This is a genomic window from Neisseria sp. P0022.S010, assembly GCF_051956635.1.
Map to the genome: position 1 here is coordinate 1 of NZ_JBQCXF010000250.1, position 4,292 is coordinate 4,292.

Below are 4,292 nucleotides of genomic sequence, written 5' to 3' on the forward strand. Positions count from 1 at the left end.
ACTTCGGGGTAGTTGTGGCCGGTGTCGATGTGCACCAGCGGGAAGGGCAGCGGGATGCTCCGCCCGGGCACGGCGAAGGCTTTGCGGGCGAGGGCGAGCAGGACGACGGAGTCTTTGCCGCCGGAAAACAGGATGGCGGGGTTGCGGCATTCGGCCAGCACTTCGCGGATGATGTGGACGGATTCGGCTTCGAGCCAGTCGAGGTGGTCGTTTTGCAGGGTGGCGCTCATGGCGGGCTTTCTGTCGGGTTGGTTGTTCGGATTGCGGTTTCAGGTAGCCCATGGCGGGCTGGGCTACCTGAAAATATCGGGCTTGCGGCGGGATGAGCTGAAGAGCCCATTACGTTTTTTCAGGTAGCCTTTTGGGTTGCGGCGGCTATTTGTGCAGGCCGCATTCTTTGCTGTCGCGGCTTTCCCACCACCAGCGGCCGGAGCGGATGTCTTCGCCTTCCTTCACGGGCATGGTGCAGGGTTCGCAGCCGATGCTGGGGTAGCCTTGGCGGTAGAGTTCGTTGAAGGGCAGGCGCTGCTGCAGGGTGTAGGCCCACACTTCCTGTTCGCTCCAGTCGAAAATCGGGTTGTATTTGGCGATGCCGCGCGCGTTGTCGTGTTCGGCCAGGGTAAGTTCGCTGCGGGTTACCGACTGCCCGCGGCGCTGGCCGGTGAGCCAGGCATCGGCATCAGCCAGGGCGCGGTTGAGCGGCTCGACTTTGCGGATGTGGCAGCAGCGCTTGCGCAACTCCACGCTGTCGTAGAAGGCGTTCAGGCCGTGGGTTTGCACGTATTCTTCCACCGCTTTTTCTTCGGGGTAGTAGAGGCGGAAGTCGAGCGCGGGGTAGCGGCGGCGCACTTCGTCGGCCAAATCAAGGGTTTCGGCGTTGAGGCGGCCGGTTTGCAGCATGAACACTTCCACGCGCAGGCCTTGCTGCGCCAGCAGGTCGGTAATCAGCATGTCTTCCACCGCCAAACTGCTGGCCAGCTTCACGCGGCTGTGGCGGCGGTAGATTTCCAATAGGCGGCGGCGCAGCGCGGCGGTTTTTTCAGGTAGCCTTTGGTACACGGCGGAAATGGGGCGGGGAATCTGCCACAGCTTGGGGCGGAAGGATACGGCGGAAGCGGTTTCTTCGCGGACAACCGGGATTTCTTGAATATTCACGGTATTCCCCCTCACGCCGCCTGTCCGGCCGCTGCGGCGGGCTGCTGCACATACCGGCCGCCCTGTTCGTCCTGCCGGCCGGGCTGGGCGCCGAACCAGGCCAAATCCTGCCGCAGCGCCACGGTTTCGCCGATCACCAGCAGGGCGGGCTGGGCGGCTTGCGCGGCCAATTCGGGCAGTTCGGCCAGGCTGCCGGAAAACACCTGCTGATGCGGCAGCGTGCCGCAGCTGATGACGGCGGCGGGCGTGGAGGCGGCGCGGCCGTGCGCAATCAGCTCGCGCGACAGTTCGGCGGCCTTAATCGTGCCCATATACACCACCAGCGTCTGCCGGTTCTGTGCCAGAGCAGGCCAGTCGGGCGCTTCGGCGTCGATTTTGCGGTGGCCGGTGATGAACATCGCGCCGTGCGCGTGGTCGCGGTGGGTGAGCGGGATGCCGGCGTAGGCGGCGGCGCCCAGTGCGGCGGTGATGCCGGGCACCACTTCAAACGGAATGCCCGCTTCGCGCAAGGCTTCCAATTCCTCGCCGCCGCGCCCGAACACGAACGGGTCGCCGCCTTTGAGCCGCACCACGCGTTTGCCCGCGCGGGCATGGCGCACCAGCAGGCGGTTGGTTTCCTCCTGCGGCACGCTGCCGCCGCCGGCGCGCTTGCCCACGCAGATTTTGTCGGCATCGCGCCGCACCAAATCCAATACCGCATCCGACACCAGCGCGTCGTACAGCACCACGTCGGCTTCCTGAATGCGCTGCAGGCCTTTGAGCGTGAGCAGCCCGGCATCGCCCGGCCCCGCGCCCACCAGCGCCACTTCGCCGCTTTGCGGCTGCTCCCCGGCCAAATGCCGCCACACCAGCTGCCCGGCCTCGCGGCTGCGGCGGCTTTCCGCCAAACGCCGGAAGGCGGCGGAAGCAAACAGCCTTTCCCAGAAGCGGCGGCGCTGCGTCGTACTACCGAGCCGCGCCTTCACGCGGCCGCGCCATTGTCCGGCAATCTGCGCCATCACGCCTAAACCCTGCGGCAGCAGGGCTTCCAGCCTCTCGCGCAGCAGCCGCGCCAGCACCGGTGCCTTGCCGCCGCTGGAAATGGCGATTTGGATGGGGTTGCGGTCGATAATCGAGGGGAAGATGAAGTTGCAGCGGGCGGGGTCGTCCACCGTGTTCACCAGCAGGCGGCGGCTCTGCGCGGCTTGGAACACCCGCTCGTTCAAATCGGAATCGTCGGTGGCGGCCACGGCGAGGAAGGCCGTGTCGAGCAGTTCGGGCGAGAACGCGCGTGCCGCCCACTCCACCCTGCCCGCGCCGTGCAGCGCGGCCACTTTCGGATGCAGCCTGCCCGCCGCAATGCGGACAAGCGCGCCGCAGCGCAGCAGCAGGCGGATTTTGCGCAAAGCCACATGACCCGCGCCCACCACCAGCACGGGGCGGCCTTTCAAATCGGCAAACAGGGGGAAGTAGTCCATTTCCGTTCTCACTCTAAAACCGTGCGCCTATCATAGGCGAAGCGGCGGGGGGAACGGAAAGACTGATTTCGCCATTAGATAGAAGGAAAAATTATATGCGCGGCAACTTATTGTTGCTAAACATTTATTCTAAGCGCGTATCTTGAACGCCGGCCGAGGCCGCCCGCCCGGTTTCGGGTTTGCGCCCGCAAAACAGGCGGGGGCAGCCGTGCGGGCAACAGACTTCCTGCAAAACGGGAAATGCCGGAAGGGCAGGCTGCGGTTTGCCGCCGCGCAGGCAGGGTAAGGATGCCCGGGTTGCCGGAATCCAAATGTTTCAGCCGACCCGCCCGCCTCTTGCGGCCGGTTTGGGTTTCCGCCGGGCTTTTTGCTTTCAACCCCAGTTTGGATTTTCGCAAGAAGCCCGATATACGGAACCGTTTCAAACGCCGGGCGCGGGACGGGAAATTGCGCCAAGAGACCTTTGCAAAAATCCCCCTCCACCCAACAGCCGAAGCCCAAACCCAAGCTTCCGGCTGTTTTTTGTTCCCAATTTCCCTTTTTTCTCCCCGGATACCTGATTAATCAGGCATCCGGCCGCCTTTTAGGCAGCAACAGGCACACTTAGCCTGTTAGCCGCTTTCAACAGGTTCAAACACATCGCCTTCAGATGGCTTTGTGCGCTCACTTTAATCAGCCCGAAATAGGCTGCCCGGGCATAGCGGAATTTACGGTGCAGCGTACCGAAGCTCTGTTCGACCACATAACGGGTTTTCGACAAATATCGGTTACGTTTGGTTTGCGCTTCCGTCAGCGGACGGTTGCGGTGGGCTTTGCGCATAATGCCGTCTAACAACTGATGCTCTTCCAGATGTTGCCGGTTTTCCGCGCTGTCATAGCCTTTGTCGGCATAGACGGTCGTATCTTCGGCTATACCTTCCAGCAAAGGCGACAGATGGTTGCACTCATGGGTATTGGCGGGAGTGATGTGCAATTTCTCGATATATAGTGGATTAAATTTAAACCAGTACGGCGTTGCCTCGCCTTGCCGTACTAATTGTACTGTCTACGGCTTCGTCGCCTTGTCCTGATTTAAATTTAATCCACTATAGCCTTCTTCATCGGTACGGGTATGTTGTTTGTAACCGAGTTTGTAGAGGCCGTTTTTCTTTATCCAACGGGCATCGCTGTCTTTACCCGGTGTGGTTTGGCCGCTGACTTGTCCTTTCTCATCAACTTCTATGGTCTGACGCTGTTTGCTGCCGGCGGTTTGAATAATAGTGGCGTCAATGACGGCGGCGGATGCTTTCTCTACTTTTAAACCTTTTTCAGTCAGTTGGCGGTTAATCAGTTTGAGCAATTCGGACAGGGTGTCGTCTTGCGCCAGCCAGTTGCGGTAGCGGCATAAGGTGCTGTAATCGGGGATGCTCAACTCGTCGAAACGGCAAAACAGGTTGAAATCGATGCGGGTAATGAGGCTGTGTTCGAGTTCGGGATCGGAGAGGCTGTGCCATTGTCCGAGCAGGACGGCTTTGAACATGGACAGCAGGGGATAGGCGGGACGGCCGCGGTGGTCTCTAAGGTAGCAGGTTCTTTGACGATTCAGGTACTGTTCGATCGGTTGCCAATCAATCACTTGATCCAACTTCAATAGTGGGAAGCGGTCGATGTGTTTGGCAATCATGGCTTGTGCGGTTTGCC

3 protein-coding genes and 2 pseudogenes are annotated in these 4,292 nt (G+C 61.0%); all 5 read right to left on the minus strand.

All coding sequences use genetic code 11. The features are described from left to right. Positions 1-230: phosphoadenosine phosphosulfate reductase domain-containing protein (locus ACTHUT_RS14675; RefSeq protein ID WP_440418963.1), on the minus strand; the 230-nt coding region annotated here is incomplete at its 3' end. A 145-nt stretch (positions 231-375) separates the two neighbouring features. Then, positions 376-1,155: a phosphoadenylyl-sulfate reductase gene (locus ACTHUT_RS14680; RefSeq protein WP_083311742.1), complete on the minus strand. Its 780-nt coding sequence runs from the start codon at positions 1,153-1,155 to the stop codon at positions 376-378. Positions 1,156-1,166: 11 nt separating this feature from the next. Further along, positions 1,167-2,612 carry a siroheme synthase CysG gene (gene cysG / locus ACTHUT_RS14685; RefSeq protein WP_250590961.1) on the minus strand — a complete coding sequence of 482 codons (1,446 nt, stop codon included), beginning with the start codon at positions 2,610-2,612 and terminating at the stop codon, positions 1,167-1,169. Positions 2,613-3,195: 583 nt separating this feature from the next. After that, a pseudogene (locus ACTHUT_RS14690) lies at positions 3,196-3,597 on the minus strand (transposase); the annotation flags it as partial. 105 nt (positions 3,598-3,702) lie between these two features. After that, positions 3,703-4,292: pseudogene (locus tag ACTHUT_RS14695) on the minus strand (transposase); the annotation flags it as partial.